The 26,629-nt window shown below is 71.7% G+C and carries 19 protein-coding genes and 1 pseudogene; 8 read left to right on the top strand and 12 right to left on the bottom strand.

Going from position 1 to position 26,629, the window contains the following annotated elements; translation table 11 throughout:
• The first annotated feature begins 49 nt into the window (after window positions 1-49).
• Complete coding sequence (gnd, locus tag OHA72_RS46210) at window positions 50-1,078, top strand: phosphogluconate dehydrogenase (NAD(+)-dependent, decarboxylating) (protein WP_327002456.1); 1,029 nt, start codon at window positions 50-52, stop codon at window positions 1,076-1,078.
• A gap of 58 nt (window positions 1,079-1,136) precedes the next feature.
• Here gnd and OHA72_RS46205 read toward each other — a convergent pair whose 3' ends face one another.
• The 4 genes from OHA72_RS46205 to OHA72_RS46190 form a co-directional block, all read right to left on the bottom strand.
• The gene (locus tag OHA72_RS46205) at window positions 1,137-2,036 is read right to left on the bottom strand and encodes a bile acid:sodium symporter family protein (protein ID WP_327002455.1); all 900 of its coding nucleotides are present in this window, start codon (window positions 2,034-2,036) and stop codon (window positions 1,137-1,139) included.
• 21 nt (window positions 2,037-2,057) lie between these two features.
• Window positions 2,058-3,368: a Dyp-type peroxidase gene (locus OHA72_RS46200; RefSeq protein WP_327002454.1), complete on the bottom strand. Its 1,311-nt coding sequence runs from the start codon at window positions 3,366-3,368 to the stop codon at window positions 2,058-2,060.
• A 15-nt stretch (window positions 3,369-3,383) separates the two neighbouring features.
• Window positions 3,384-4,034, bottom strand: a complete 651-nt coding sequence (locus OHA72_RS46195; RefSeq protein ID WP_327002453.1) for a hypothetical protein — start codon at window positions 4,032-4,034, stop codon at window positions 3,384-3,386.
• A 212-nt stretch (window positions 4,035-4,246) separates the two neighbouring features.
• A complete protein-coding gene (locus tag OHA72_RS46190; protein WP_327002452.1) occupies window positions 4,247-4,780 on the bottom strand; it encodes a hypothetical protein in 534 nt (177 codons plus the stop codon).
• 622 nt (window positions 4,781-5,402) lie between these two features.
• Here OHA72_RS46190 and OHA72_RS46185 point away from each other — a divergent pair.
• Window positions 5,403-6,146 carry a hypothetical protein gene (locus tag OHA72_RS46185; RefSeq protein ID WP_327002451.1) on the top strand — a complete coding sequence of 248 codons (744 nt, stop codon included), beginning with the start codon at window positions 5,403-5,405 and terminating at the stop codon, window positions 6,144-6,146.
• 364 nt (window positions 6,147-6,510) lie between these two features.
• Window positions 6,511-6,633, top strand: coding sequence for a hypothetical protein (locus tag OHA72_RS46180; protein WP_327002450.1), 123 nt, complete (start codon window positions 6,511-6,513; stop codon window positions 6,631-6,633).
• 247 nt (window positions 6,634-6,880) lie between these two features.
• On the opposite strand, the gene OHA72_RS46175 is transcribed toward OHA72_RS46180, so the two are convergent.
• The 5 genes and pseudogenes from OHA72_RS46175 to OHA72_RS65150 form a co-directional block, all read right to left on the bottom strand.
• Complete coding sequence (locus tag OHA72_RS46175) at window positions 6,881-8,020, bottom strand: hypothetical protein (RefSeq protein ID WP_327002449.1); 1,140 nt, start codon at window positions 8,018-8,020, stop codon at window positions 6,881-6,883.
• Window positions 8,017-9,054 (bottom strand): esterase/lipase family protein, encoded by a 1,038-nt coding sequence (locus OHA72_RS46170; RefSeq protein ID WP_327002448.1) that lies wholly within the window; start codon window positions 9,052-9,054, stop codon window positions 8,017-8,019. The genes OHA72_RS46175 and OHA72_RS46170 overlap by 4 nt, the downstream gene beginning before the upstream one ends.
• A 4-nt stretch (window positions 9,055-9,058) precedes the next feature.
• Complete coding sequence (locus tag OHA72_RS46165; RefSeq protein WP_327002447.1) at window positions 9,059-10,324, bottom strand: CHAT domain-containing protein; 1,266 nt, start codon at window positions 10,322-10,324, stop codon at window positions 9,059-9,061.
• Window positions 10,321-13,233, bottom strand: coding sequence for an NB-ARC domain-containing protein (locus tag OHA72_RS46160; protein WP_327002446.1), 2,913 nt, complete (start codon window positions 13,231-13,233; stop codon window positions 10,321-10,323). The genes OHA72_RS46165 and OHA72_RS46160 overlap by 4 nt, the downstream gene beginning before the upstream one ends.
• 1,505 nt (window positions 13,234-14,738) lie before the next feature.
• Window positions 14,739-15,521 (bottom strand): annotated as a pseudogene (locus tag OHA72_RS65150) (AAA family ATPase); the annotation flags it as partial.
• A 652-nt stretch (window positions 15,522-16,173) separates the two neighbouring features.
• On the opposite strand from OHA72_RS65150, the gene OHA72_RS46150 reads away from it, so the two are divergent.
• From OHA72_RS46150 to OHA72_RS46135, 3 genes are all read left to right on the top strand, one after another.
• Entirely contained in the window at window positions 16,174-17,553 is a 1,380-nt protein-coding gene (locus tag OHA72_RS46150; protein ID WP_327002444.1) for a condensation domain-containing protein, read from the top strand.
• A 300-nt stretch (window positions 17,554-17,853) separates the two neighbouring features.
• Entirely contained in the window at window positions 17,854-18,711 is an 858-nt protein-coding gene (locus OHA72_RS46145) for a methyltransferase domain-containing protein (protein WP_327002443.1), read from the top strand.
• A 297-nt stretch (window positions 18,712-19,008) separates the two neighbouring features.
• Complete coding sequence (locus OHA72_RS46135; RefSeq protein ID WP_327002442.1) at window positions 19,009-19,215, top strand: hypothetical protein; 207 nt, start codon at window positions 19,009-19,011, stop codon at window positions 19,213-19,215.
• A gap of 292 nt (window positions 19,216-19,507) precedes the next feature.
• Here OHA72_RS46135 and OHA72_RS46130 read toward each other — a convergent pair whose 3' ends face one another.
• The gene (locus tag OHA72_RS46130; protein ID WP_327002441.1) at window positions 19,508-20,368 is read right to left on the bottom strand and encodes a helix-turn-helix transcriptional regulator; all 861 of its coding nucleotides are present in this window, start codon (window positions 20,366-20,368) and stop codon (window positions 19,508-19,510) included.
• Window positions 20,369-20,470: 102 nt separating this feature from the next.
• Between OHA72_RS46130 and OHA72_RS46125 the strand changes: the two genes are divergently transcribed.
• Together OHA72_RS46125 and OHA72_RS46120 are read left to right on the top strand one after the other, a co-directional pair.
• Window positions 20,471-21,403 (top strand): SDR family NAD(P)-dependent oxidoreductase, encoded by a 933-nt coding sequence (locus OHA72_RS46125; protein WP_327002440.1) that lies wholly within the window; start codon window positions 20,471-20,473, stop codon window positions 21,401-21,403.
• A 727-nt stretch (window positions 21,404-22,130) separates the two neighbouring features.
• On the top strand, window positions 22,131-22,427 hold the full coding sequence (locus tag OHA72_RS46120) for a hypothetical protein (protein ID WP_327002439.1): 297 nt from the start codon (window positions 22,131-22,133) through the stop codon (window positions 22,425-22,427).
• 364 nt (window positions 22,428-22,791) lie between these two features.
• Here the strand turns inward: OHA72_RS46120 and OHA72_RS46115 are convergent, their stop codons facing one another.
• Together OHA72_RS46115 and OHA72_RS46110 are read right to left on the bottom strand one after the other, a co-directional pair.
• Window positions 22,792-23,214 (bottom strand): nuclear transport factor 2 family protein, encoded by a 423-nt coding sequence (locus OHA72_RS46115; protein WP_327002438.1) that lies wholly within the window; start codon window positions 23,212-23,214, stop codon window positions 22,792-22,794.
• A 71-nt stretch (window positions 23,215-23,285) separates the two neighbouring features.
• Window positions 23,286-26,591, bottom strand: a complete 3,306-nt coding sequence (locus OHA72_RS46110; RefSeq protein WP_327002437.1) for an ATP-binding protein — start codon at window positions 26,589-26,591, stop codon at window positions 23,286-23,288.
• Between the last annotated feature and the right edge of the window lie 38 nt (window positions 26,592-26,629).

The raw sequence follows: 26,629 nt of genomic DNA, 5'->3' as shown, positions 1-26,629 counted from the left end.
CGCCTGGCAAAGGCTGATCTAGCGGATGCCGCTTGGGGGGAGAACAACGATGACAACGGAGAAACCCATGCAGGTCGGCATGGTCGGGTTGGGCAGGATGGGCGCGAACCTGGTCCGCCGGCTCATACGCGACGGTCACCGATGTGTCGGATACGCTCGCTCCGAGAGCACCGTCAAGCAACTCGCCGGCGAGGGTATGGTCGGCGCGAACTCGCTCGCGGATCTCGTGGCGAAACTCGACAAGCCGCGCGCCGTCTGGCTGATGCTGCCCGCCGCGGCCGTCGAGTCCACGCTCGACCAGCTCATTACGCTGCTCGACCCGGATGATGTGGTGATCGACGGCGGAAACTCGTACTACCGCGACGACATCGCGCGCGCGAAGCAGCTCGCCAAGCACCAGATCCACTACGTGGACTGCGGCACGTCCGGCGGGGTGTGGGGCCTGGAACGTGGCTACTGCCTGATGATCGGCGGCGAGGAAGCGGTGGTGACTCGGCTCGACCCGATCTTCAAGACCATCGCCCCCGGCCACGGCAGCGCGGAGCCGACGCCGAGCCGGACCCGCGACGGGACCGCCCCCGAGGGGTACCTGCGCTGCGGTCCCAGCGGTGCCGGGCATTTCGTGAAGATGGTTCACAACGGCGTCGAGTACGGGATGATGGCCGCCATCGGGGAGGGCCTCTCGATCATCAAGCACGCCAACGCGGGCAAGACCTCCCGCATCATCGACGCCGAGACCGCGCCGCTGCGCGACCCGGAGGCATACCAGTACGACATCGACGTCGCCGAGGTCGCCGAGGTGTGGCGGCGCGGCTCGGTCGTCGGATCATGGCTGGTGGACCTCACCGCCGACGCGCTGGCCCGCTCGCCCCGGCTGGAGGACTTCGCCGGGCGGGTGTCGGACTCCGGCGAGGGCCGCTGGACCGTCCAGGCCGCAATCGACGAGAGCGTGCCCGCCCCGGTGATCACCACAGCGCTTATCGAGCGGTTCGAGTCGCGCGGGCTCGGCGAGTTCACCGACAAGGTGCTCTCCGCGATGCGCAGCGAGTTCGGCGGCCACGCGGAAAAGCATCGTTGAGAATCTGCATCACCGTTGCATCGGCGCAACCGCGGCCGGGGCGTCGTGGTCCTGCGACTCATGACATGACATCGGGCCTTCCGACGGCCGCCTCCGGCGACCGGGATCGCCTGCGGCCGAGGACCGCGGCGATCGGGATGGCTGCGGCCAGGCCGCTGAGCAGGATTGCGGCGAGCGCGCCGAGGATGGCTGGCTGGTCGTTGAAGGCGATGCCGATGGCTGCCAGGGCGGGTCCGGCGTTGCGGACGGCGGTGACGCCACCCATGGTGGTGCGCCGCCGTACGGGGCCGGTGGCCAGGAGTGTGCCCAGGCCGAACGAGAGGGCGGAGAACAGGAACCCGGCCAGCAGCGACCGAGTGCCAAGCAGAGCGATCACGTCGCTCCAGTTGCCCAGCAGCATGCCGGCCAGGACCATCAGGAAGGTCACATTCGACACCTTGGCCGCGATGGGGTGCCACGACAGGGCGGTCTCGGTGGCGTAGTGGCGCAGGATGAGCCCGATCGCGAACGGCACCAGCTGCAGGATCGCGACGGTGCGGACCAGCGCGCCGACGTCGAGGGAGATGCCGCCGCCGACGTCGGCTACGGTCAGCAACGCGTTGGCGGTGAAGCCGAAGGTGATGCTGCCGACGGCCGCGAGCAGCACCTGCATCGCGGCGCCGGGGGTGACGTCGCCGCGTTGGACCATGCCGAGCTTGGCGCCGAACGGCCCGCCGGGCGAGGACGCGGCCAGCAGCAGCGCGATGAACGGCGCAGTGGCCAGGCCGAACACCACGGCCAGGCCCCAGCCGAGCAGCGGGATGACGGCCAGGTTGACCAGCAGCACCAGCACGAGCAGCGGCACGTCGCTGAACACTGCGCGCAGCGCGGGCAGCGTCGCGCCGAGGCCGGCGGCGAACATGGTCCCCGCGATGAAGATTACGGTGACGGCGTTGAGCAGCAGGTGCAGCACGGTCATGTCCGCCTCGCCTCGCCTCGGTCAGTCGGTCTGCTCGCCGAGCCAGTGCAGCGCGCTGAGGCTGGGCAGGAAGGCGTACTCGCCGCCGCGGGTGGTGACGAATCTCGGCACGTCCCGCAGCCGGCGGCGGACGGGGCGGCGGGGGATGGTGTAGTCGCCCGGGCCGTCGCCGGTGGCGGCGATCGGGTCGCGGGCGTTACCGGCGCCGAAGAAGACGCCGTCGTTGAGCCACTGGGTCTGGGCGAACTCGAACTGGCGGCCGAGGTGGGCGCCGACGAACGCGAACATCAGGCCGCGGTCGGCGCCGTCGTCGTCGAGGACGCCGTCGGGCAGCGGCGGCCCGTACGCGGTGCCGCGGCGGATCATGCGGTGCAGGCGTGGCTCGCCGGCGACGGCCGAGTCGCGCGGGTTGGCGCGGCGGATGTGGCAGCCGCCGGGGGTGGTGAACCCGTCCGGATCATCGCCGCCGAACAGGAAGGCGTTGTTGCGGCCGCGGTCGGCGCCCAGCGCCGGGTCGTCGCGCTCGGATGCCAGCGCGAGCGGGGCGCCGCTGCGCCACCGGCCCATGACCTTGGCGGCGAGCAGCTCCTCGTCGTCGACGCCGGTGGAGTTGTCCCGCAGGAAGCGGCGGAACGCGGCGACATCCTGCCGTAGCTTGCGGAAGGTGACGTAGCTGCCGTTGCGGCCGAGGATGTCGGGTGTGGTGGTCTGTACGCCGCCGAGCTCGTCGGGGTAGCCGAGGACGAACTCGCCGGCCTTGAAGGGCTGCTCGAGCGGGTTCGAACCGGGGATGCCGCTGCCCTCGACGGCGGGGTGGCTGATGCCGTCGCGGTAGCCGAACGGCTCGGTCTCGGCCGGCAGGGCGTGGCAGTCCTGCCGCCAGATCGCGGTGATCCCGGTCAGCTGCTCGTACACGGGCCGGGCCCGGTCGATCGCCGCATCCAGCAGCGCCGTGTCCGGCGCCAGGGCGATCAGGACGACGTGTACATCCGTTGAGCCCAGCGGCGGTTCCCAGTCCTCGGGGGCGCTGGGCCCGGTGTCACCCAGCGCCGTGGCGCGCGCAGCCATGCCCTGGCGGAACTCCCACGCCATCGAGTCCAGCGACTCCTGCGGAACCCCCAGCGCCTTCAGGCCGTGGCAGGTGACGGCAACGCTGACCCAGGCTTCACCGAGCGGACTTACCGTGTCGGCGGCGGAGGTGACCCCGGCGGCGGCGCGGCGCATCAGCTCGCGGCCGTCGGCGCGGTCGTCGATGCGGAACACGAGGTAGGTCGCCGCGTACGGCGAGGGGCGTGGACTGAGCACGCCGCGCTGGATGTCGTACAGGTCCACGGTCCGGCCTCCGCGCTACCTGGTGACGATGTTGCGCCAGAAGTTACGCAGGCTCTCGTCGGCGCCGAACAGTGTGCTGAAGATCGTCGAGTCGGCCATGAGGATGTCACCCGCGCGTGGGCCGGCCGGCGGGAGCCACAGGAACATGTTGAACTCGGTGTTGCCCGCCTCGGTGAACGGGTGCGCAGGCAGAGACAGGTCGATCGGCTGGCGGCCCAGCACCCGTACGGCCTGCTCGTCGTCGACGGTGACAGCGTAGTGCGGCAGGTGCATGTGGAAGTTGAAGCTGGTCACCCCGGTCAACCAGCCGAGGGTGTCGAGATCCCGGTTGATCGACAGTGGGGCGACCTGGTTCGGCCCGACCACGGCCGGGCGCAGCCCGTACCGGTTCTGCACCGGCACGCCGAGGCCCTCCATCAGCGAGCGGGTGTAGCGGCCGAAGCGCTGCTGGCGCGGCACGAGTGCGTCGCCGTGGTGGTGGTACTCCATGTCGCGCACGGCGGGATCGTCGCCGGCGCCGACGTCGTGGTGCGGGCCCAGCACCAGGCGGGCGCCCTCCCGGTTGACCCACGTGCGGACCGCCTCGACCTCCGCGGCGGTGGCCTCCTGCCCGGTGACCATATGGTCCAAGCCGAACACGAACAGCGTGTCGGTGTCGGCCAGCACCCGCTCGTCCAGCGGCGTGACGATGCCAGGTCACCCGGCGCACCTCGGTCATCGTGGAGAACCGGTTGTCCAGCTCCTGCGGGTTGCGCCCGGCTTCGGCAGGGTAACTCCACGCCACGTAGATGCTCACGCGGCGCCGGCCGGGCGTGAGCGGTCGAGGTTGATGCCTGGTGTTGTAGACCCGCGCGGTGGGCTGCTCGGTCATCTGGCCCTCACTGGAGCTGGTCGAGCATCTCGGACAGGGCGTCCTTGATCCGCAGCGCCTTTTTGACCTCGTCGGCGGTGACGTAGGGGTACTCGCCGTATTCGATGAAGCTTGGGCACTGATGCTCACGCATGAACCGGACGAATGCCTCCGGGTTGGTCTTCCAGTCCTCCGGAAACCCCTCAAGGTTCTCGAACGCCGTGCTCACCCCGGACTTCGTGAACAGCGCGACGGCGTCCTCGGTGTACCTGTCGAAGTCGGTGTCGAAGATGCCCTGGTACATGAACCTGCTGTCGTCGTCGAACAGCACCCACCGCAGATAGTGCAACTTCAGCGGCGCCAGCAGGAACGGTTCGGTTTCCAGGGCCTTGGCCAGGGTGTTGCCGTACTCGCGCAGCACGTCGGCACGGCCGGGCTTCACGTTCGCGATGATCGTGAATCCGTAGCAGGCCGGCGTGCGCGGGAAGATCGGGCCGTACTTGCCCTGTTCCAGGTGGCTGGTGTCCTTCGGGATCACCACCGCCGCAGGCTTGATCTCCATGCAACGTCCAATCACCGAGCAGACGACAAGGACCGCTCAGCCCCGCCTGCAACGTCAAGACGCGCTGGCTTCCCTCCCTCGAATGTCTCAAACCCGATTCACGAACCTTCGGCCCGAGCGCCCACAAGCCATGCTCGTGCCTATTGCGGCGGAGAGGGACCATCCCCGCGTGCGTGGGGAGCACGATGACGTCAACAACAAGCCCATCGTGGGTCCGGGACCACCCCCGCGTGCGCGGGGATGGTCCGGTCGGCGTCCCTCGAACTGGAGTACCTGCAGGTCCGCGTGTTCGTGTGTCAGGACCCTGCCTGCTCGCTCCGGCGGTTCGCTGAACAGGTCAAGGCCGCCGAACGCGCCGCCCGGTACGGGATGGACCACGCCGCGGCGGTCGAGCCCGCCGCGGCGGCAGGACGGGGGGACGGGGAAAGCTCCGGATCGCGGCACCTGGGCCAGCTCATGCCGGCGTCGCAGATCCCGTCCTGCACCGGCCGGGACCGCAGTCCTGGGTGGTCGTGCGGGCGGTCCTGGCGGAAAGGGGACCGGACCGGGTTCCCAGCCTCATGCCAGCCGGCACCGGGCGAACCTAGCCTGATGCCTTGGCCATGGGCAGACAGGAGTGAGCATGAAACGGACCATCACGCTCGGCGTGCTCATCGCCGCTCTCGCGGCGGCATCGGGCGCCTGCGACCGCGGTTCGGACCGCACACCGCACGCCGATCCGCCGCCGTCGAGCGCGCTGCCGTCCGCAGCGGCATCGGAGCAGCTGGCCGCCGCGGTCGCCAAGCTGGACGGTCAGAGCCTGAAATACACCATCACCGGCAACCAGGGAACGCTGTCCGGCGGTTTCGACACGACCACTCGCGGGATCACCCTCAGCGGCGGCACCACGACCAAGCTCGATTACGTGATCCTCGGCGACGACGTGTACCTGAAAGGGTTCGATCCGCAAGGTCGCTGGTGGCACCTGTCTGTGTCGCGGTTCTCGTCGGGGTCCACCTTCCGGCTCCTTGCCGATCCGTTGTTCGGGATCAAATTTCTGACCACCGCACGCAACGTCAAGCAGGACGCGCCGGGAACGTTCACCGGCACGCTCGACGTGACCAAGGTGGCCGCCGGCGGCGTCACCAATGAGATCGCCGACCTGTTCGCCAAGGGCGACCCGGCAGGTGCGACAGCGGTCCCGTTCACGGCGACGGTCGACAGTCAGGGCCGGCTGGCCGGGGTGAAGGCGACGTTCACGGGTGTCTCGAAGTCCGGCCGGGTGCCGTACGAGTTGAAAATCGTTGAGTACGGCGCGACCGCACCCGCGGTACGGCCCTCGCCGGCCGAGACGATTGAGGCGCCGCCCGAGGCGTACAACTCGTAGAGCACCCGCCGGTAGCAACGGGGTGGCCGGCGCAGAACCGTCCTGAAGTACCTGTCGACCTTGACTCCTCGGCCTGTCTTGATCGACGGGATTTGTTGGTGTGACAGGTTTCGGGTGTCCGAGGCCGAATCGCAGCGGTTGCTCCCGACGCGCGAGCGCGGCCTACGCAGCAACGTCTACCCGGTGCTCCCGCCCGACGTCGACGGCCCTGTAGATGGCGCGGTCGCCGACCGACCCATCGACCAGATCGTTCACCACAGCCTGGACCCCGCGCACCGAAGTCCCGGCGCCCGGAGCGTTCGCGGACAGCGGTCCAGACGGCGTACTCGGCGGGGGTCAGCCGCACCCGCACATCACGGGTTGTGTGGACCTGACCGCCTGCCTGAGTACCGTTCGCGACGACGCCATCGGACCGCTGCTGCGGGAGCTGACGACGGAGTTGCGCCAGCACGAGCCAATCACAGTGATGACCGAACGCTTCTGCTGACATCCAGCGGCACGCCGATCGGCTTCACATCTGCTTAGACACACCCACACGTAGCGCTGTCTCGTCCGCTCTGAGTTGGCAGAGCCGTTATGCGTTGACCTGCGGCGGGACACCTTCATCGCAGCCTGTCAACGAGCAGCTGCTCGAAGACGACCCCGCCCGCGGCGACGACCTCCAGCGGACCCAGGATCCGGAACTCCATGCGACTCCCTGCGGTGCTTGAGCGAACCGAGGGTGCCACAGGGCGTCAACGGCTCAGGGCCGCCAGGGACAGCAGGAGGTGGATCGTCTCGGGGTACCAGATGTCGGAGTGCGCGCCCTGCACCATCGAGCCGCCGGTGTACCGCCACCCGGCGTCGACGTTGGTGACCTTCCCGAACTCGGCCGTGGTGTACGCCTCGTCCACGCGGTGCAGCGGGATGGTCGGCGCGTCCAGCGCCCCGCGGGCGCCGAGGCCCGGCTCGCCCTCGGGCACCTGGTGCCACAGCGACAATGCCCGGTCGTGCGGGGACACGGTCAGCGCGACCGGCCCGACGATCGGCGCGCCCCCGTCGACCAGCGACCGGAACCGGTGCCGGAAGACGTCGGTACGGGCGGCCATCTGCAGCCCGGTGAAGCTGTCGACGGCAAACTCGTGCCGGGACGCCCACGGCCACGCCAGCACGCGATGCTCCGGCGGCGCCGCGGCCTCCCGGATCGCCTCGCCGAGCAGCCGGCAGCCGAACGAGTGCCCGACGCAATGCAGGTACTGCCCGCCGGCGGTCCGCAGCGTGTCCGGCCCGTACGGGCTGACCCGCTCCGCGTCGAGCAGCCCGAGCAGCGCGGCGACGACGTGCGCGGCGTGCCCGGTGGTCGTCATCTCGTGCGCCCGGTCGCGGATCTTCCGGTACCCACCGGCCGTCGGCAGGCTCTGCGACGGCCACTGCACGGAGAAGAACGCGGGCCGGAACCCGTCCAGCGCCGGATAGCGGCCGGGGTCCTCGCGGTACACGTCGCGGATCCCGGCGAACAGCCGGCGCGACGCGGCATCAGCGCGCGGGCCGGTGTTCTGCCAACCGTGCGCGAAGACGAACACGTCGGTGACGCCCCTCGGCACCGCGACCAGGTCCCGCAGGTGCGCGGCGACCCGCCCCGGGGGCACCCGCTCGGCGCCGTCCAACAGCCCGCCGTCCTCGTCGAGCCGGATCACGTCGAAGGCGTCGAATTCATCGGCGGCCGGCAGCTGGTTCCGCATCGCTCTCCCAATGACGGCAGAAGAAGTGGTGTCGATGCCGTGGTACACCATGTACGCGAGGCCGAGCGGATTGCGGTGGTCCCTGGCGAAGTCCCGCGCGAGGGCGCGGACCGCTGCTCCGATGGGCACGTCGCTGTGGCTGCGCAGGATCATCTCGAAGAGCCGGCGGGCGAACTCGCCGGCGAACGCCGCCGGCGCCCCGTTCGAGCAGGACGCCAGCGAGCCGGCCGCTCTGGCTGGACGCGGTCGGGCCGACCTTGCTGGCGTTGACCACGACGAGAGGATTTCTGCCCAGACGTAGCGGTTGGACCAGTACGCGCTGTGCGACTGCGGGAACGGCTGGACGTTGTCGACCGGCTGGTCCTCGACCCGGCGGGAAGACGCCGGCGGCGACATAGCTGAGGAAGTCGCGCGGGTCGAAGATGTTGAGCCACTCCGGAAAATGATCCGGCAGCAGGTCGGGCGGGCACAGGCTGATGAGCGCGCCGATCTCGTAGAGAATAGGGCGCCTGCGAGCCCACCGTCACCAGCCGGTCGACCTCGGGGATGTCCTCCATCACCAGAAGGTCGACCGCGGCGATGCCGCCGAGGCTGTGGGCCAGCAGGGTCACCCGGTCCGCGCGGGTGTCGGCGATCGCCTGCCGGATCGCCGCACGGATGTGCTCGCCGCGGGCCTGGTACAGCAGGATGTCACCGGCCGCGGGATTCGTCAGGTCGCTGATCGCGCCCCTGCGCCGGTCGACCAGCCGGGTCGCCGCCCGTGCGGCGACGCCCTTGAACGGCCTGGCCAGGCTCGCGCGGAGCTTGTCCGACGGGACGAAACCATCGATCTGCGCCCGGAGCGCCGCGGCCGGCGGCACGGCGCCGGGCGGCAGTTCGCCGGCCGGCTCGCCCGCATACCTGAGCAGGCGCAGCTCATACCAGGGGTCGGTGTACAGCGCCGCCCACAGCGCGAGCTCCTCCTCGCCGGCGTCCCGTCTCCCACCACGCAGGCGCTTGTAGTCCGGGATCGACAGCTCGCCGGCGAGCCGAGCACCGTGCTGCTGACCCCAGAAGCATCCGCTCAGGCGACCGATGCCGGGCCTGGCCTCGACCTGGCTTCGGATCTGCTGGAACGACCTGCTGTAGGCGCGGCCCCGGACACCTGTGCCGTGCACGAAGACGATGGCGCGTTCCGTGTCCCGCATCGGGTCATGCCTCCCAGCGGCAGAAGTGGGCGTCGATCCCGTGATACACCATGTACGCGAGGCCGAGCGGGTTGCGGTGGTCGTGCGCGAAGTCCCGCGCGACGGTGCGGACCGCTTCGCCGAAGCGCAGGTCGCTGTGGTTGGGCAGGATCATCTCGAACAGCCGCCGGGCGAACTCGCCGGCGAACACCGTCGGCACGTTGACGACCGGCCCGATGAGGCAGCCGGCGCCGCGGCCGAGCAGGGCGGTGCCGAGCTGGCCGTTGGAGTTGGAGGTGGTCACGCCCGCCCTGCAGGCGTTGACGACGACGAGCGGGCTTCTGGTGAAACCCTTGCGGAGCCAGCCCTGCAGGTTCTCCGGGGTGACACCGTCCGCGGCGTCGCGGCCGAGCATCAGCACCTCGGCGTCCGCGCAGTGGCAGCAGAAGTAGAGCAGGTGGTCGTGGGCGCCGTCGGTGCGCAGCCGGTCGCGCAGGTCGTCCCTGGACGTGCGCTCGTGGACGGTGCCGTACTGGGTGAGGATCTTCACGATCGGACTCACGATGGCGGGGGCGGGCCGGCCGTTGTCGCGGATGCGGTCGAGCCGGTCGTCGTAGTAGGCGCCCGCGCTCATGCCGTCGCTGACCTGTATCTCGGTGCCGGGCACGCTGGGCAGGGTGAGGACCTGCTCGATGTGGTGCCGGTGACCGATGAAGGCATCCAGCTCGACCTCGAAATCGGCGGGGAGCGGTGCCCAGATCCTCTTGGGGACGTACAGCATCGCCCACGGCACGACGACGTCGTCGGACAGGACGGTGATGACCTGGGTGCTGCCGCGCAGCACCCGGGCCACCCGCTCGCCGAGCGCGCGCAGCGCCCTGTCGCCGGCGAAGAGGGCCTGGAACAGCTCATGGCCCGCCTCGGCGAGGCGCCGCCACATCGCGTCGACCTGCCGCTGGTCGGTGATCTCCGAAAGGTCGAACCGGTCGGCGAACGTGTAGCTGCGATGGCCGTCAGGGTCCTCGACGTCGATCAGGTAGGTCGCCCAGTCGCGGTGCAGCTGCCGTACGAGCCGGCGGATCTCCTGCGGGCCGGCGTACAGGTGACCGACGTGCCGCTCGGCAGTGTTCTCGGGCAGGCTGTCACCCCAGGCGTGGACCTCGAATCCGGTGGCCGCGGCGCGCAGGTGCAGCTTGAGGGTGCGCGTGCGGCCCACGCAACGCGGTCCGGGATCGTGATGAGCGTGGCTCGCGTCGAACTCGTCGTGGGCGTCGATGTCGTGCCGGGTCATATGGCCACGACGCGGCTCAGGCGGGCGGTCTTCGGCGGGTTCACCTCGGTGCGGCGCAGCAGGACGCCGTGCGCCGCGTCGTAGACGAGGATCTGCAGGCGGCTGACTCCGGTGATGGCGGGCCGCACCTGGAACCGCAGCTCCGGCAGCGGGGCGAGCGGGTCCAGGCGCACCTGGTGCGTCACCGGCTCGGCCCGGCCGCCCTCGACGTGCAGCACGACGTCGAGCCGGCGGGCACCGGCCGGCGGCAGGTCCGCGGTGACGACCGGCGGGCCGGTCAGGTAGTGCACCGTGAACGGACGGTAGAGCAGCAGCTCGTCGTCGGGTGACTCGATCCAGATCGACGTGCCGCGCCCGGGCGGGCCGGCCTCGAACGCGTCCGCGGGCAGCTCGGCGAGGCCGGCCGCGTGCAGCACGGCCGCCTCGCTGTCCGGGTCGCCGTGCAGGCGGAACAGCATCGCGGCGCTGATCAGCTGTGGGCGGGCCCGGTCCGCGCCTTCGCGGTGCAGCGTGTACTCACCACCGGCCCAGTCCAGCGCCGCCTGCAGCGGCGACAGGGGGTGCCGCAGCAGCGGCTCGACCCTGGCGGCGTCCATACGGGCGAACTCCAGCTGCTCGTCGGCCTCGTCGGTGCGCCCGGCCGCGAGCAGCGCCCGCACCAGCACGCAGCGGGCGCGGGCGGCGCCGGCCAGGTCGTGGATGCGCTGGAAGTGATACAGGGCGACGGCGGAGCGGTGCACGGCGCGGACCTTGGAACGTTCGCGTTCGTGGTCGGGGTCCAGGCGCAGCTGCTCGATGCGCAGCTCGGCGAGGCGCAGCAGGAGCACCGCCGAGCGCAGCGCGTCGTCGGCGAACCGTTCGCGCAGCAGGTGCAGCCCCTTCGACGCCGCCTTCCACTCGTGCCGGCTGCGGGCCTTCTCCGTCTCCAGCCACGACTCCCAGAACATCGTCTCGTCGTCATCACTCTTCTGTACCGGCAGCGCCGGCGGCCGGTGTGTGGCGGCGGCGCGCATCAGCTCGACCAGGCGGACGAGGTCCTTGCCGCCGGAGCGGTCGGCGAGCTGCGCGGCCCGGCCGAGCTCGACGGCGGCGTCGCGGTACGCGCCGTGGTGCAGGTGGACGGCGCCGAGGTGCCGGTACGCCTGGACTTCCAGCTGTAGCGCGCCGTCGCTGTCGTCGCGGCGGTGGTTCGCCTGCCGGGCGGCGAGGGCGAGACGGTCGTAGGCGACGTCGAGGCCGGGCGGCCTGTCGGCCTCGTCGGCGCCCTCCGCGGTGTAGGAGGCGAGCCGCCCGAGGTACCGCCCGACGGCCAGGTCGACGAGGGTCCGCGCGTCGTCGTCGCGGAGGTCGGACGCCGCGCCGGCGGCCAGGTCGAGCGCGGCCAGTACCTGGTCCCGTTCGATCCCGTCCGCGACGCAGTCGGCGAGCCGGACCGCGATGCGCCAGCACAGGTCGAAGCGCCGCCGGTGGTACGCGGCGGCGACGCAGCGCAACAGGTTGCGGTATTCGGCGCGGACCCACCGGTCGGGCAGGCCGTCGCCGATGTTGCGCATCATCGACGCGCTCGCGAACCAGCGCAACCGCTCCGGTGCCGGGTTGCGCTCCCGGTATCCCGTCTCGGACTGGCCGAGGACCAGGTCGAGCGCCTCGAGGTAGGCGTCGTCGACGCGTTCCAGGATCTCGCCGGTGGCGCGCAGGGTCTTCTCACGCATCGACACCGCGAGGCTGTGCACCAGCGGATGGAACCGGTAGCGGTCCAAGCCGGTGACCTCGTCGAGCCCGGCGACCGCCAGCAGCTGCCGCTCCGCGAGACGGCTCACGGTGCTCTCCACGGCGTGCTGTTCGGCGCGGTGCTCGACCGCGTCGTAGCCGAGCAGCGGGGCGAGGACCCACGGCACGAAGCTCGGCGACTCGATCAGCGACAGCAGCTCGAACGCCTGCCGTTCGGTGCGGTCCAGGCGGGCGTATTCGCTCTCGACCCGCTCGTACACGACGGCGAGGTGCGGCGCGGCGACCTCGCCGGGGTGGTCCTGGGACCGGCGCAGCCGCACCGCGGCCTCGGCGAGGGTTCCGCCCTCGCGGACGACGCCGTCGCCGACCGCCCGGATGGCGAGCGGCAGCCGCCCGAGCCGCTCCACGATCTCGATCGCGAACTTGCGCTCCTCGTCCTTGGTGCTGGACACGGCCCGCAGCATGTCGAGGGCGTCGTCCATGCCCGGCACGTCGAGGGGGAGGGACTCGACGCCGAGCGCCGGCCCCAGGTTGCGGCGGCTGGTGACGATGACCGCGCACCGGGCGCCGGCCGGGATGAGCCGGGCCACCTGCTCGTGGTCGCGGGCCGCGTCGAGGACCACGAGGAGACGTTTCGTCGCGGTCAGGGACCGGTAGAGCGCGGCGCGGTCGCTGGTCGAGTCCGGGCTGGTCACGTCGGGACGCAGCTCCGCGAGGAAGCTCTTGAGGATCTCCGCCTCGGGCCGGATGTTGCCGGCGTTGCCGAGGTTGGCGTACAGCTGCCCGTCGGGGAAGTCCCGGCCGATCCGCAACGCGAACTCGCGGGCCAGCGCCGACTTGCCGACGCCGGGCATGCCGTGGATCGGCAGGATGATCGCGCCGTTGGACGCGTCGGGCCCCTGCAGTTCCGTGTAGCGTTTCTGCAACTCGTCGAGCAGGTGGGTGCGGCCCCGGAACGTGGCAAGCCGCGGCAGCTGCCCGCCGGTGGCCTGCGGCGGCGGCTGCTCGACGGGCGCAGACCACCGGCCGCCCCAGACGGACGGGTAGACGGCGGCGGCGGCCGCGAGGCCGAGCATCGCGGCGCCGACGAGGCGCAGGGGCATCGGGCCGACGCCGATCATCGTCACCCCGGCGAGCGCCGGGACCACCACGACGATCCAGAACGTCATCCGGGTCATGTCGCGCCTCCTGCCATCGCCGGGCCGTGTGCCTGCAGCCGTACCCGCACCCGCATGAGCCGCTCCTCGGCGCGGGCGGACGCGGCGTTGCGGCCGATCGCGTCGTACAGCTGCTCGGCGGCGCCCCACAGGTCGAGGGCGTGCTCGATGTGGCCGCGGTCCGCCTGGACGTCGGCGAGCCGCTCCGCGGCGGTGGCCTCGACCCAGGCGTCGCCGCAGTTGTGGAACGTCTCGAGGGCCTCGGCGAGGAACCGCACGGCGTTGTCGGGGTCGTCGACGGCGAGGACCCGGCCGATGATCTCGCGGCAGTGCGCGCTGCCGTACCGGTGCCGCATCTCGCCGAACCGGTCCAGGGCGTCGACGGCGAACGTCATCACCTTCTCCTGGTCGCCGCGGTGCCGGGCGACCTGCGCCTGCTCGTAGCCGATCCAGCTTCGTGACAGCTGCTGATTCTGCCGGTCCGCGTCCTGGGCGCCGAGCTGCAGGACCCGCTCGGCCTCGTCGAGCCGGTCGAGGGCGATCAGGACCCGGCCCTCGGCGTAGGCCAGGGCGGGCAGCTGCCGGTGCTGCCAGGTCTCGATCTCGGCGCGCCGGCGGGCGGCCATGATCAGCTCCAGCCCAGCGGCCGGGTGCTCGCCGAGGGACTCGACGATGGCGAGCTCCCGCAGCAGGCGGATCTCCTCGAACGGGTCGGGCCTGGTCCGGCACAGCTCGGTCGCCTCGGCGAGCAGCCGACGGGCCTCGTCCAGCTGCCGCTGGCGGCGGTGCAGCTTGGCCCGGATGCGCAGGGCCCGGATGCGGGGGAGCGGGAACTCGGGCCGTTGCGGCAGCTGCAGCAGGTCGCGGACGTCCTCGAGGCCGCCGAGCTCCGCGTGCAGCTCGGCGAGCATCGCCGTCGCCTCGGCCTCGGCCTCCCGGTCGCCGCAGTCCCGGGCGAGCGCGACGGCGTCGCGGGTGTTCTTGAACGCGCGGGAGATGTTGCCGGCGTCGAGGGTCTGCTGCTCGCGTTCGAAGACCCCGGCGAGCTCCACCTGCTGCGTGCTGCGTCGCCGCCGGGCCGCGTGCAGCCGGTCCGTCGCCTCGCGGCGTTCGCTGTCGCTGTACCGGCCGGCGGCGCGCTGCCGGGCGTAGCGCTCGACGTGTTCCAGCAGCCGGAACTCCTGCACCCCGACCGCGTCGGCGCTGCTGCGCTCCAGCAGGCCGACGCCGGCGAGCCGCAGCGAGTACTCGAACGCCTCGCCGTCCTGGTCCTGCTTGCCGAGCAGCGCCGCGAGCTCCCAGTGTGCGAAGTTGCGCCGTTCGAGCAGCCCGAGCGCGGCGAGGGCACCCTGCTCGGCGCTGGTGAGCATGCTGTACGCGAGGTCGAGGGCGTTGTCGAAGGTGCCCTCGCGGTTCTCGCCGCCGCGGATCATTCGCCACAGCGCGACGTCGAGCCTGCCGTTCGGCCGGTTGGCGAGCGCCATGCCGACCAGCTGGATCGCCAGCGGGTGCCGGGCGGCGGCCCGCACCAGGTGCTCGGCGGCGACCGGCTCGTCCCTGACCCGGTCGCGGCCGACGATCGCGCCGAGCATCTGCAGGGCCGCGGCGTCGTCGAGCCGGCCGAGCGGGAACTCCCGTCCGGGCAGGCCGTCGAGGCGGTCGCGGGAGGTGATGACCACGGCGCAGTGGCGGGTCCGCGGCAGCAGGGGCCTGACCAGCGCGGCGTCGGTGACGTCGTCGAGGACGATCAGCAGCTGGTTGTCCTCGTGCAACCGCCGGACCAGCCGGCGGTACGCGACGATCTGCCGCCACCGTTGCCGGGGGATGGTGGTGCCGGTCGGGCTGAGGGCGGCGATGAACCGGCGCCGGATCGCGTCGACGGCGTCGCGGGGCGTGGTCTCCGGCAGGAACCGGGCGAAGAGCTCGCCGGCCTCGAACTTCGGCGCGGCGAGGTGCGCGGTGTGCACGGCCAGGGCCGTCTTGCCGATGCCGGCGACGCCGTGCAGGTTGGCGATCCGGAACGGCTGGCCGGTGTCCTCGAGGTAGGCCCGCAGGTCGGCGCCCTCGGTCTCCCGGCCGGCGATGTGGGTCGGCGGCGGCGGCAGGTTCGACGGCGGTACGTAGCCCGCCGGGCGGCCCACGTCGCGGGTGACGACGGCGGGTCCGGCGACGCCGGCGAGGCAGCCGAGCAGCGCGGCGGCGAACAGCTGCCACCCGTCGTTGCCGACGAACGCGATCGCAGCCGCGTCGACGGCCAGCACCGCGGCCAGCAGCACGGCGCGAACCGGGGCGATCCTGAGGTGAGCCATCGATCGCGGCATGGGTCCCCCTTGCGGTGCGTGCCCTCAGCATGACGCAGCGCCGTCACCCCCGCCATCCACGATCGGGCGGACGGATCGGCTGTTCGTCGATCTTCAATCGTGCGGGTGGAGGATTCGCCGCCGAAACTCCGATCGTCACTCGCGTCCGGTTTCGAAAAGTTTCCTGTGAACGGAGCGTTTCGAAACGGCTTCGGGATCATCGCTGGGAGTCCATGCGGTTTCGGGCATGTTGCGACGATTCCTCACCGTCCTGGCGCTGCTGGCGCCAATGCTGGTGCTGACCGCGCCGGCGCCTCTACGTTCGCGCCCGACCGGGGAAGATCCGCAGTGCGCTGACGCCACCATCGTCCCGACGCGGCGGTTGACGTCAAGCGCCCGTGACAAGTCGGCACAGCCCGCCGTACCTGGGAACGCCGCGCCTGCAGCACGGCAGCAGCCCAAACGATCACCCCGAACACAGCGAATGTCCGCCCGACCGCTGACTGCTCCTGTGCGAGCAATGGTTCGGCCGCGACGACTCCGTGGAGCTGATGGCCTAGGCGGAGCACGAAATCCTGTGACGCACGGTCGGTGAACAGTCACCGAACGGCGGATCCCGGCACGTTCCACTTGTGTCAACATCCACGCCAATGCATGGGGGATGGATCTCGCGGGCTGGGAGCAGACCAACATGGTGGAGCGGATCGTCGTCCCGTTCGAAGGGCCCGGCGCCGGGATCGGACCCCTCACGTGGGGACAGCGGCAGGTGTGGGCGGCCATGGTGGAGAGCGGCTCGTCGATGAGCATGGGCGGCGCGGTCCCGGCCACCGACGGGCGGACCGTCCAGGACTACGCCGGGGAGCTGCGGTTCTTCATGTGCCGGTACGCCGCGATGCGTACCCGGCTGCGCTTCGCCGCCGACGGGACAGTGACCCAGGAGGTGTTCGGCGCCGGCGAGACCGTCCTGGAGGTCCACGACACCGCCGGCGACGACGACCCGGCGGCGGTCGCCGAGGACCTCGCGACGCGGTGGCGGGCACACCGGTTCGACGACGCGGCCGAGTGGCCGCTGCGCATGGGCGTGGTGCGCCACGGCGGCGCCGTCACCCACGTCGTTGCCCTCATGTGTCACATCGCTGCGGACCTCGGCGGGGTCGCGGTCATGATGCGCGAGCTCGCCGGGCGGGACCCGGTCACCGGGGAGTCGGCCGGCCCGGTGGCGCTTCAGCCCCTCGACCTGGCCCGCCTGCAGCAGGAGCCGTCGGCGGCCCGGCAGACCGCCGCGGCGATGCGCTATTGGGAGTCGCACCTGCGCACCATCCCCGCGTCCCTGTTCGGCCCGCCCGCCGGCCCCGCCGACCACGAGGGCGAGCCGAGGTACGCCCGGCTGCGATGGCAGTCCCGGGCCATGCACCTGGCCTCCGACCTGGTGTCGGCCCGGCTCGGCGCCGACCCGGCGTGGGTGCTGCTCGCCGCGTTCGCCGTCGGGCTGGAGCGGCTGCGGCCCGGCAGTGGCCCGTTCGTCGCGATCGGGATCATCAGCAACCGGTTCCGGCCCGCGCTGCGTGAGGTGGTCAGCCCCATCACCCAGGACGGGCTGTGCGTCCTGGACGTCGCCGGGGTCACCGCCGAGGAGGCCGTCGCCCGGGCCGGGACGGCGTCGATGCGCGCATCGAAGTACGCCTACTACGACCCCGCCGCCAGGGCCGCGCTCACCGAGCGGGTCAGCCGGGACCGGGGTGAGCACCTCGACCTGACCTGCCTGTACAACGACCGGCGCGGCCCGCGGAGGCCCAGTCCCGTCGCCGCCGACCCGCGGGCCGCGCGAGCCGAGACCCGGGTGCTGTCGCAGGAGCCGCTGCGGTTCCTCGGACCGAAACTCATGGTCATCGTCGAGGACGCACCGGATGACGTCGTGCGGATGACGGCCGATGTCGACACCCACGCCCTGTCGCTGCCGGACCTGCGGACGCTGCTGCACGAGATGGAGGCCTTCGTGTTGGACACCGCGGCTGGTACCGGCGATCTGCTGGCGGTGTGATCGGAGGCGGGGGCGGGCACTGAGCTGACTGCTGCGGACCGCCGCAGGGGTGCGCCTCATGGCGGGCCTGGAGCAGGGGTTGGCGCAGTGCGGCCAGGCGGCCGGGAGCGTCGGGAACGCGGAGGTCCCGGATGAGCCGGCGATCGTGTTGAGGGTGAGGGGTCGGCCTGGTTGGCTGGAGCCAAGCTGTGTCGAGTTTCATCCGGTGTCGCGCTGACACGGCACGCGGTCGGGCGCGAGGATGTGGGCGTGAGTTCATCACAGCCCGTCGTCGACCCCAGGCCCGAGCCGGACGAGACCGTGGGCGGGCCGGTGAACGCTGCTGGCGCGCGGTCCAGGCCCCCATCGCCGGACGTCCCCGAGTCTTCCCCGGATCACCGCTACCTGCTCGACAACGCCCGGGTGGAGGCAGGCGAGCGGTTCACCTGGCTGGCCATGCTGTTCGACGGTGTCACGCGCGGGCACTTCGACCAGCTCGGAGTGAGGGCGGGCTGGCGCTGCTGGGAAGTCGGCGCCGGAGGCCCCAGCATTCCCGAGGCGCTCACCACGGCCGTCGGACCAACCGGTTACGTGCTGGCCACGGACATCAATCCGGCCTGGTTGGACCCGCACGGCGGGTACGAGGTGCTCCAGCACGACATCGTCGGGGACCCGCCGCCACAGCCAGGCACATTTGACCTGGTACACGCCCGGCTCGTACTCGTTCATGTCCCCGACCGTGACCAGGCGTTGGCGACGATGGTGGCGGCGCTGCGGCCCGGCGGTTGGCTACTGGTCGAGGACGCCGACACCGAGCTGCAGCCGCTGGCCTGCCTCGACGAGGTCGGCCCAGCACAGCAGCGCGCCAACCGGCTGCGGCGCGCTGTCCGGGAGTTGATGACCCGCCGCGGCGCCGACCTGCGCTACGGCCGTACGCTGCCGCGGGCGCTGCGTGCAGCCGGCCTGGTCGATGTCACAGCTTCCGGCTGCTTCCCAGTCGGCGGGGCGGCCTGCGACCGGCTGGAGACCGCGACGGTGCGCATGGTCCGCGCCGAATTGCTCGCCGCAGGGCTGGCCAACGACGCCGAGATCGACGCCCACCTGGCCGCCGTCGACGCTGGCGAGCTCGACCTCACCCTCGCGCCGCTGATCTCGGCATGGGGACACCGCCCGGGCTGAGCAGTCTGCATGAGGTTCCGCACGGAACTGGGTGGCAGCCACGGTGAGCTCCACAGGCCTGCGGTGGCCAGGTCGTCGGTCGAGGTCCACGGTCGGAGGAACACCCAAGCCTGGTCAATGTGGTCGTGCCAGTCGGCGGCGGTATTGGCCGGATATGCGACCAGGGCGGCCCAGATCCGCTCGACCGGGTTGTCCTGCGGGCTGAGCGGAGCCAGCGGAACGGGACCGTCAGCGCGGCGCCAGCCTGCTCGGCATCCCCGAACGCGCCAGACACCATCGATCACATGATCAGCGATCTTGGCATCCGTTCATGCCGCCGACCGGGCGCCGTGGCTCGGCGGCCTGCAGTCCATGATGGATCACGTGGGAACATGGCCGGCTCTGACCGACGAGCAGTACGCGGTGATCGTCACGGCGCTCGACGAGGCGGCGATGGCACACATCATGGACGAGTTCCGTGCCCGCCAGCGGTGGGCTGGTGCATGGGACCGGCTGCGCGCCTGAGCAGATCGCACACCCGGTGCACGCTCATAGCCGCTGGTCTCGTGCCGCGGTCAGGGTCAGTGGTGTCCGTGGAGAGCCTGTGAGACGTTGTCGCCCCGACGCGATGCTCACGCAGTCCAGCCGATGCCGCCCCGATGTCGCGGCTGACGTGCTCCGGCTCGCCACCGTCGGTGTCCTCGGATGTGCGGCTTGATCGGCTGCGTACATCTGCGTGTCCGCAGCTCAGGATCTTCCTCCAGGCGCTCCGCCGGCACGGCCGAGCGCGGGTGTCCCGTCCGTCGGAAACGCCGCACTATCTAACGCGAGATGGCTGGTCGACAAGTGTCTGGGTGCCGAGGGCCAGGGCGAGGGCGAGGCGTTCGGCGTCCTCGGTGCCCGGTTCGGCGGTGTAGACCGTGATGCGGAGATCGTCCAGTGCGACGACGAGCGTGTCGCAGTCCAGGGTGATGCGCCCGACCGCCGGGTGGTCGACGACCTTGTGCCTCGACGGGTCGGTCAGCGGCGGGGGTTCGGCGTCCCACAGCTCGGCGAAGCGTGGGCTCTTGTCGGCCAGTTCGGCGGTCAGCCGGCGCAGCGCGTGGTCGGCGGGATAGCGCGACGCGGTCAGGCGCAGGTCGGCGACCAGCCGGGCCTCATGGTCGGCCTGCTCGGTCGGGGTGTGCACCACCCGGGTGGGCAGGCCGGCGAGGTTGCGCCAGACGGCGTTGCGTTCCAGGCCGCGCCAGGTGGACGTCTCGCCCATCAGTGCGTCGTAGGGCGCGTTGGCCAGCACCAGCGTCCAGCTCGCGTCGTAGACGACCACCGGGGTGTGTGCGAGCCGGTCGAGCAGCCGCTGCACGCTCGGGGCGACCCGGGACGGCACCACGTCCGGGCCCGGTGCGGCGTGCCCGGCCAATCGGTACAGCAGATCACGTTCGGTGTCGGCCAAGCGTAGTGCCCGGGCCAGGGACTCCACCACTTGCGCCGAGGGCGCGGTCGCGCGGCCCTGTTCGAGCCGGGTCAGGTAGTCGGCCGAGATGCCGGCGAGCGCAGCCAACTCCTCGCGGCGCAGCCCGCTGGCGCGGCGACGCCGCCCGACGGGCACGCCGACGTTCTCGGGTGCCACCCGGTCCCGCCAGCGGCGCACCGTGCGGCCGAACTCCCACGCTTCCACACCGTCCAGTCTGCGCGAGCGCGCGGGGATTGTCCTGGTCCTGGCAGTCCTACGAAAACCGCACGACTGCCTGACGCTGCCCCGGGCCCGCAGGCTGAGGCCATGACTTCCACCGAACCTGGAACCGTTCTGATCACCGGCCCGACGCGGAACCTGGGTCGCCACGCGACGCTCGCCCTGGCCGAGCGGCACGCCGACCTGCTGCTGGTCGGCCGCCACGGGCCGGACCTGACCACGGTCGCCGCCGAGGCCCGCGCACGCGGCGCCCGGGTCCGCGAGATCGGCTGCGACCTGTCGCGCCTGTCCGACGTACGCGCCGCCGCGGCCACCGTGCGCGACCTGCTCGCCGCCGGCACCGTACGTCCGCTGCGCGCCCTGGTCGGCAACGCCGGCGCCATGTCGGTCGACACCCGCCAGGCGTCCGCCGACGGCTACGAGATGACCTTTGCCGTCAACTATCTGGCGCACGCGCAGCTCATCGGCGACCTGCTCGACGCATTCACGGCCCCGGCCCGGGTCGTGCTGCTCGGCTCGAACACCTACGCCGCCAACGTGTGGCGCCGGATGCTGCACGTGCCGGAGGCCAGGTGGGCCGACCCGGTCGAGCTCGCCCGTCCCGCCGGCGGCGATACGAGCCCGGGCATGACCGAGTCCGGGATCGCCTACTCCAACGCGAAGCTCGCGATCCTGTACTACGCCCACGAGCTGCAGCGCCACGTCGGCGCCGGGATCAACGTGTCGGTGTTTGAGCCCGGCTGGATGCCGGGTACCGCCCTGAGCCGCGGTGCTCCCGAGGCGTTCCAAGCGATCGGCCGCGCGCTGGGCCGCATTCCGGGTGTGTCGACCCCGCAACGCTCGGGGCCGCTGCTGGCCGCATTGGCCGTCGACGAGAAGTGGTCGCACTTGCGCGACGGCGCGTTCGTGGTGAAAACGAAGCCGACCGAGGTGCAGCCGGTCGCCCACAACCGCGATCGGGAGCGGCGCCTGTGGGCGGCCACCGCGGAGCTCCTGGAACAAGCGGACGCGGCACGCTAGCTCGGAGCTGGCATGCCTTGTCGGGCACCGGGAACCCCGCGCTGCAGCCAGGCGGGCGCCACGACGAACGACTGTGCTCGCGACGGACACGACGCCGACTGCGGCTGACCAGGGGAGCAGGCGGTGTCCACAACACCACCGCCGACGCCTATGGCCGGGTCGTCCCCCAACAGTCCAGCGCCGGCAGTACGTGTGGACCGATCAGCACACCGACGTGGTCGAGCAGTTCATCGGCGACCGGGTCGAGCTTGACCGGGTCTGCCAGCTACGTCCCGCTCGGCGCGGTCCTGATCACAACCGGCATGGTCGGTGGCCTCAGCTGCCAGTCGGAGTACACCGCGAACCCCTTCGCCGCAGCCTGCTTCCCCGCTCAGTCCAACGCCGTGCCCAGATCCCAGGCGTGACACCGGAATGTCTTGCGTGCCAACACCTGCGAATCATGATCAGTGACCACGACCATCTGCTTCCATCTGCCAGATCGATGCCGACGATCGCGTTCACGGCCGGAACCAGTACCCACAACCGAGCGAGCCGCGCATTGCGGTTGCGATCACCACGGGACACACCGCTACCGTTACCCACGAACGTCCTGCTCCTGTGATGAGACACCAAGCCCGACAAGCGCATCAGGGGACGTTCCTACATCCTGCACCGAGACGCAGAACGTCCTTCTATCCCGCGACCCGCGCGCCCTCGTCGCGATGCAGGCGCGCGTAGCGTTGGCATTATGAGCACCAACGTGTCGGGCGCTGCAGCTCGTCAGAGCTTCGGCCCCCGGGACCTGCCGGCGCTGATCGGTATTCTTGCCGTGATCGAAGGCGAGCTCATGGGCGGCGAGGTCTCACCGCGCTTGTCGGCTCGGATTCGGGACCGGCTCGAGCGGGCAGGAGTTCTCGAATCTGGCGCGACCGAACGAGACCTACGCCAGTCGATCAACGACCTCAACCACCGGCTCCGCCATGCCCTCGGCGAGTACGAACAGCAGCCCGCGCCACTTGAGGTACCCGAGTCATCTGGTGGATGACCCGACAGCCGCGTCTCTGGCGCGCACATATGGCACCCTGTGCGACTCTGTTGCCTAACTTTTGGCGCGCCGGGCGCCTCTCCGGCTGTTCTGCGGTCGCACCGAACATTGACGGACCGCCGTAGACCGCCACAACCTTCGACGCGAACGCCGAGGTCACCCAAACCAGCGACCAACGCCGCTGTTCGGCTTCGTTCGCGCCCCATGCCGGCCCCCGCGACCAGGCGCTTCTCTCAAAGCGTCAACGCGGGAGACCGGCCGGCTCCCCACCCCGGCAACCACCGGGGACCAACGCGCCTGCGTTCCGACACGCGCCTGCCCGTGGGCCGCCCGGGCGGTCGACGCGGATCACGGGCGGATGCCGTCAGGCGAGTGACGCCACGAAGGCCGCGTGTTCGATGCTGCCGTAGTACTCGCGCACCTCGTCGATCAGCCCGTCGCGCAGCCGGATGATGCTGATGTACTGGTTCTGGTACAGGCCGCCGCTGAGCAGTTCGACGTTCAGCCGGTGCTCGGTGATCACGACGTCCGGGTCGACGGTCTGGTGCATCGACTCACGATCGATGCGGATGTCGCCGACGGCGTCGGCCAGGGCGCCGATGAACCCCACCAGCTCGTCGCGTCCGCGCAGGACGGCGGGGAGCGGCGGCAGCGGGTACGCGACCTCGAAGCGGCAGTCGGGCTGGAACAACAGCGACCAGTCGGTGAAGCGCTTCGCCGCGAACAGGGCGTTGTACTGGGCGATCAACTCGGTGTTGCGGATGCGGGCGTCGGTGAGCGTCATCATGGTGGGCCGTTTCTCTCGGTGATTCGCTGACTTCGAGAGCGTCGGGCCGGACGGTTGTGCCGATCTAGCGGCTAACTTGCGAGGGCCGTGCGCGCCCGGGCGGCGAAGTGTGCGGCGCCGGCCTGTTCCGCGACGGCGAGCGCGTGCTGCCAGTGCTCGCGCGCTGCCGGCAGGTCGCCGAGAGCGGTTGCCAGCCGGGCGAGCACCTCGGCGACCGGTTCGAGGGTGAACACACCCGACGAGGCGCCGGCCAGCTGGTCCGCATACGGGGCGAGCGCCTCCGCGCACCGAACCAGCACCGGTGCCTCGTCGAACCCCAAGGCGTTGTGCGCGCGCACCGTCCAGATCGTCAGCGTCAGGAAGTCGTGCCGGACCGGCTGGTCGGGCCGCCACAGCGCGCGCGCCTCGGCAGGGCGTCCGGCCTGCCGCAATGCGCACACCAGGAACTCCGGCGACAACCTCGGCACCGCCGAGTACCAGCCTCGGATCTGCTCCGGATCGTGCGCGACGCCGGCCACCTCGTCGAGCATGAACAGGCACAGTGCGCCCAGCGAGTCGCCGGAGTGTTCGCCCGCGGCGCGCATCACCTCGACCATTCGCGACACGGACCGCCGGGCCTCGGCGTCGTCTGTGTCCAGGGCTGACAGCAGCGCGTCGGCGCAGCGCACCATGACCGTGCCGGTGCCGAGCTGGTGTCGCTCGGCGACCGCCTGCAGCGCCGTGAGGTGCCGCCGGGCCGCGACCAGGTCGGCCAGGCCTGCGTGGGCGGCGAAGGCGGCCTGGTGCCCGAGCAGCGCGGTCGCCGGCAGCTGCGCCCACTCGCCGAGTTCGGCCACCCGGTGCGCGACGGCCAGCCGGGGCGTCAGGTCGTCGGTCTCGTAGTGGGCGCGCAGCCGAGCGTTGAGGGCCAACGTCAGCAGTTGCGGATCGCCGGCCTGCTCGGCGGCGCGGACGGCCTCGTCGGCGCGGCCGACGGTGCGTGGATCGCCCTCCCCGTCGACCTCGCCCACGAGGAGGCACAACAGCCTGCACCGGGTCGCTGGGTCGCCCGCCGCGGGCATGGTCAGGGCGCGCTCGGCAAGGTCGATGAGCGCCTGGTCGAGCTCCAGGTAGTGCCGCTGGGTCCACGGGCTCGGGACGCTCCAGGCGGTGAGCGCGGCCACGAGCATCGCCTCGGAGCCTGTCGAACCGGCCAGTTCGACGGCCTCGGCGCGTACGGCTCGGACCCGGGCCACGTCGCCGCTCCAGGCAAGGGTTCGGATGAGCCGGAGCAGCAGATCGAGGCGCCCGGCGGCGGGCCGACCGGCGACGGCCGCGGCGTCTGCCGCGCGACGCCAGAGCAGGGCGGCCTCCGCGTAGGCCAGCCGGCTCTCTGCCTGCTCCGCCGCGAGCTCGCTCCACCGGGCCGCCGACGCCGCGTGTGCCGGGCCGGCCAGGTGGTAGTGGTGGGCCAGGGAGAACACCGCCGACGGGTCAACCGCCTCCGTCGTCGAGGCGACCAGGTGGTGCATCCGGGCCCGACGAGGCGCGGACAGCTCGGCGTAGAGCGCCTCTCTGACCAGCACGTGCGAGAAGCGCAGATCGTGGGCGGCCGCGTCCAGGAAGCCCCCGACCAGTGCGGTCTCGACGGCGTCGAGCGCCTCGTCCTCGGTGAGGCCACTGGCCCGCAGGAGCACCTCGGTCGGCACCTCCCGGCCGATGACGGCGGCGAGGCGCAGGACGGTGGCCGCCCGGTCGGGGAGCCGGGAGGTGCGCAGCCTCACCACGTCCCGGACGCCGGTCGGCACCTCCTCGACGTTGCCGCCAGCCGACAGCAACCGCCCCAACTCCTTGACGTGGAACGGGTTGCCGTCGCTGCGCGCGGTCACCGAGGCGAGTTCCCGCACCGACAGCGGCCGGCCGGCGAGCCAGCGCAGGAGCTCGCCGACGGCGTCCGGCGCGAGCGGCCCGACCCGTAACCGGACCGGATCGTGCCGGGCCAGGGTCGCCAGCGCCCCGGTCAGCGCGGCGTGTGCCTCTTCCGGCCGGTACGTGGCAACGAGCAGCACCGGCGCGGTCCGCAGGTCCGGCAGGAGGTCGCGCAGCAGGGCGAGGCTGGCGTCGTCGGCGCGGTGCACGTCGTCGAGGACCAGCAGCAGTGGAGCCGATGCGGCGGCGGCTGCGAGACGGCGGGTGAACGCCCGGTGCAGCAGGAAGCGGCGGGCGGCCGGATCGCCACCGTCCGCGGGCACGTCGCCCGGCGCGCCAGGTGATCGCAGCGGATCGAGTGCGACGTCGTGCCCGGACCCGCATGCGTCCGCCGGGAGCGCCTCCAGCAGCGCCGCCCACGGGTACAGGGCCGGAGCACCGTCCACCTCGGGACAGCGCCCCCAGGCGGTGCCCCATCCTTCGGCACGCAACCGGTCGGTGAGCGCCTCGAGCAACGACGACTTGCCGCTGCCGGCCGGACCCTCCACCAGCGCGACGACGGCGCCGGTGCGGGCCTGCCGGGCGGCGGCCTGCAGCACGGCCGTCTCGGCGTCCCGGCCGACCAGGACCCGGCGCGGTACGCCACCGGCAGGGCGCGGCGTGTCGTGCACGACGTGAGCGGGCTGGGCCGGAACCATCAGGTGCGGCGCCTGGGCCAGGATGTCGGCCTCAAGGGACCGCAGTCCCGGCCCAGGGTCGAGCCCGACGGTCTCGGCGAGCGCGGTGCGAGCCCGCCGCAACGCGGCAAGCGCGTCCCCCTGCCGCCCGGATCGGTACAGCGCGAGCGCCAGCAGCCGCCACGCCTCTTCCCGCAGCGGATGCCCTGCGAGCAACCCCTCCAGGTCGGCGATCGCCTGGTGCGTCTCGCCCAACTCGAGCCGGGCCCGGCCCAGCCCCTCCAGGCCGGCCAGCCGCAGCTCCTCCAGCCCCTCTCGTTCGGCGACCGCCCACGGCTCCGCGTCATAGTCGCCGTACGGCGTACCGTGCCACAGCAGCAGCGCGGCGCTCAACGCGTCCCGGGCCGGCGCGGCGGGCACCGCAGGGCGAGTCCACGCACGGACCACCGCCTCGAACTGCCACGCGTCGACCGTGAACGCCTCCGCCCGCACCGCGTAACCGGGTGACGCGCTCACGATCAGCCCGGTCCGATCGCGGGCCGGCCGGTCCGGCTCCAACGCCCGGCGCAGGTGCGACACGTACGCCTGCAAGACCCCCGACGCCCGCGCCGGTGGCTCGTCGCGCCAGACCAGGCCGATCAGCCGGTCGGCCGGAACGATCCGGCCGCGGGCTGCGATCAGCAGGGCCAGCACCGCCCGCTGCCGGCGGCCACCGAGATCCAGATCGACCCCGTCGCGCCACGCGCCCACCCGCCCCAGCACGGACAAGTGCGGGACGGACGGCGTGATCATCTCGACAGCCTGTCACGCGCCCGCACTTCGTCAAGCCC

The organism is Dactylosporangium sp. NBC_01737 (genome assembly GCF_035963215.1).
Taxonomy (GTDB): domain Bacteria; phylum Actinomycetota; class Actinomycetes; order Mycobacteriales; family Micromonosporaceae; genus Dactylosporangium.
This window is presented reverse-complemented; position numbering and strand designations above follow the sequence as displayed.

What these genes read in the sequence shown, in the direction of transcription:
- OHA72_RS46160 (WP_327002446.1), bottom strand. Translation starts at nt 13,233, where the DNA reads ATGACCCGGATGACGTTCTGGATCGTCGTGGTGGTCCCGGCGCTCGCC.
- gnd (WP_327002456.1), top strand. Translation starts at nt 50, where the DNA reads ATGACAACGGAGAAACCCATGCAGGTCGGCATGGTCGGGTTGGGCAGG.
- OHA72_RS46185 (WP_327002451.1), top strand. Translation starts at nt 5,403, where the DNA reads ATGAAACGGACCATCACGCTCGGCGTGCTCATCGCCGCTCTCGCGGCG.
- OHA72_RS46150 (WP_327002444.1), top strand. Translation starts at nt 16,174, where the DNA reads ATGGATCTCGCGGGCTGGGAGCAGACCAACATGGTGGAGCGGATCGTC.
- OHA72_RS46165 (WP_327002447.1), bottom strand. Translation starts at nt 10,324, where the DNA reads ATGACCCGGCACGACATCGACGCCCACGACGAGTTCGACGCGAGCCAC.
- OHA72_RS46175 (WP_327002449.1), bottom strand. Translation starts at nt 8,020, where the DNA reads ATGATCCTGCGCAGCCACAGCGACGTGCCCATCGGAGCAGCGGTCCGC.
- OHA72_RS46125 (WP_327002440.1), top strand. Translation starts at nt 20,471, where the DNA reads ATGACTTCCACCGAACCTGGAACCGTTCTGATCACCGGCCCGACGCGG.
- OHA72_RS46205 (WP_327002455.1), bottom strand. Translation starts at nt 2,036, where the DNA reads ATGACCGTGCTGCACCTGCTGCTCAACGCCGTCACCGTAATCTTCATC.
- OHA72_RS46110 (WP_327002437.1), bottom strand. Translation starts at nt 26,591, where the DNA reads ATGATCACGCCGTCCGTCCCGCACTTGTCCGTGCTGGGGCGGGTGGGC.
- OHA72_RS46115 (WP_327002438.1), bottom strand. Translation starts at nt 23,214, where the DNA reads ATGATGACGCTCACCGACGCCCGCATCCGCAACACCGAGTTGATCGCC.
- OHA72_RS46120 (WP_327002439.1), top strand. Translation starts at nt 22,131, where the DNA reads ATGAGCACCAACGTGTCGGGCGCTGCAGCTCGTCAGAGCTTCGGCCCC.
- OHA72_RS46170 (WP_327002448.1), bottom strand. Translation starts at nt 9,054, where the DNA reads ATGCGGGACACGGAACGCGCCATCGTCTTCGTGCACGGCACAGGTGTC.
- OHA72_RS46190 (WP_327002452.1), bottom strand. Translation starts at nt 4,780, where the DNA reads ATGGAGATCAAGCCTGCGGCGGTGGTGATCCCGAAGGACACCAGCCAC.